Consider the following 1759-nt stretch of genomic DNA (forward strand, 5'->3'; position numbering starts at 1 on the left):
CGACCGTGTCGCGCCAGGTGGGCAGCAGTTCGTCGAGCAGCGCCTCGGTGCGCGGCGGCAGCCCGCGGGCGCCGGCCCGGCCGACGAGGTCGGCGGCGAGGGCGGTGAGCCGCTCGGGGTCGTCGAGGGCGTGGGTGGCGCGCAGCAGTTCGTTCCACAGCCGCTCGTCGGCCGGGGCGGTGCGCAGCGCGGCGTTCAGCGCCTCGATGGCCTTCTCCGCGCGGTTCTTCTCCAGGTGGAACTCGCAGAGCGCGAGTCCGGTGTCCGCGACGAGCAGCGGGAGCTGGGCGTCGACGATCTCGTGGGTGAGCCAGCGGTAGCGGCCCTCGGGCCGGTCGGCGAGCAGCGGCCCGCGCACCAGCACCAGCGCGTCGGTGAGCAGCCGCCCGCGTACGGCCCGGCTGTCGACGCCCCTGCCCTGGGTGGCCTCGTGGTACAGCGACCGCAGCACGTCCAGGTCGGAGACGACGGACTTGGCGAGGGTGAGCCGTCCGGTGGAGTCCGTGCCGAGGCGGGGGGTGCCGTCGGGGTCGGTGCCGAGCCAGGCGCGCAGCCGCTCGATCAGCGCCTCGCGCACGTCGTCGGTGACGCCGCGCGGCCACAGCGCGGAGGACAGCACGCGCGGGTGCACACCCTCGCGGTGCAGGAGCAGCAGCGCGAGCGCCTCGTGGAGCAGGGCGCTGCGCTCGCCGTCCGGGGTCTCCAGGCCGATGATCTCGTACGGTCCGACCAGGCGCGCGTAGACGGCGGGCCGCCCCTGCTCGCTGATGTCGACGAGGAACGGCGGGGTGTCACCGGGTCCGTCGGGTCCGCGCCCGGGGTCGGCGTCGGTGAACAGCTCGACGACCGCGCGCCGTTGGGCGGCGGGCAGGAGCTGGGCGTCGAGTTCGAGACCGAGGAGGGGGGCGAGCAGCTTGCCCTCGCCGGTGATCTCCATCTCCCAGGCGGCGCCCGGCAGATCACCGCTGCCGGTGCCGACGAGGTAGCCGATGCCGAGGCGGCTCGCGTCGGCGGCCAGTTCGGCGAGCGTGACGGCGTCCTCGGCGGACGGCTCGGCGGCGAGCAGCACGAGGTGCGGGGCCCAACGGGTGTGCCGGGCCGGGCCGGTGCGTCCGGTGAGCACGGAATCGTGTCCGGCCGCGCCCAGCGCCCCCCGCCGCTGCCGCGTCTCGGCCTCCATGGTCTCGATCAGCGCCTCGATGCCGTCGAGGTGGCGCAGCCGGCTGGGCGCGAGCGGGGTCAGCTCCTCGCCGAATCCGACGAGGGTGATGGTCATCCGGTCCGACCAGCCGTTGGTGGCCAGCTCGGCGGCGACGGAGGCGAACACGGCGGCCCGGTCGGCCTCACCGCCGCTCAGCGAGACGATGCCGGGGACGGACTCCAGGTTGAGCAGCAGCCGCGAGTCGTCCATGGTGCCGAGGCTGACGAGGCCGGGGTAGGGAGCGGCGGTGTCGACGTCCTCGTACCGTACGGCGTCGTCCTTGGCGAGCGTCCAGAACGTCTCGTCCTGCCCGGGCTGCCAGGGCGCCGGCGGCTTCCCGGACGGCTGGGCGAGCTGGAGGTGCAGGTCGCCGCTGCTGAGCCAGGCCGCGTAGACGGTGGGCAGCGGACGGGACTCGGCGGCGAGGGACGCGGCGAGCCCGCGCAGCGACCGGTCGAGCAGCCGTACGCCCTCGGGGTCGGCGCCGACCAGCAGCGCGTCCTGGACGTCCTGGGCGTCCCCGGTCGGCGTGGGCGGCTCCATCCCGCGCCGCCCGCC

At 75.6% G+C, this 1759-nt stretch carries 1 protein-coding gene; it reads right to left on the minus strand.

Annotated features, from left to right (window positions below; all coding sequences use genetic code 11):
* Nucleotides 1-1759 (minus strand): bacterial transcriptional activator domain-containing protein (locus B7767_RS35470; RefSeq protein ID WP_218775844.1); only part of this gene is annotated, 1759 nt, incomplete at both ends.

Source organism: Streptomyces sp. 13-12-16, from assembly GCF_002114215.1.
Classification (GTDB): domain Bacteria; phylum Actinomycetota; class Actinomycetes; order Streptomycetales; family Streptomycetaceae; genus Streptomyces.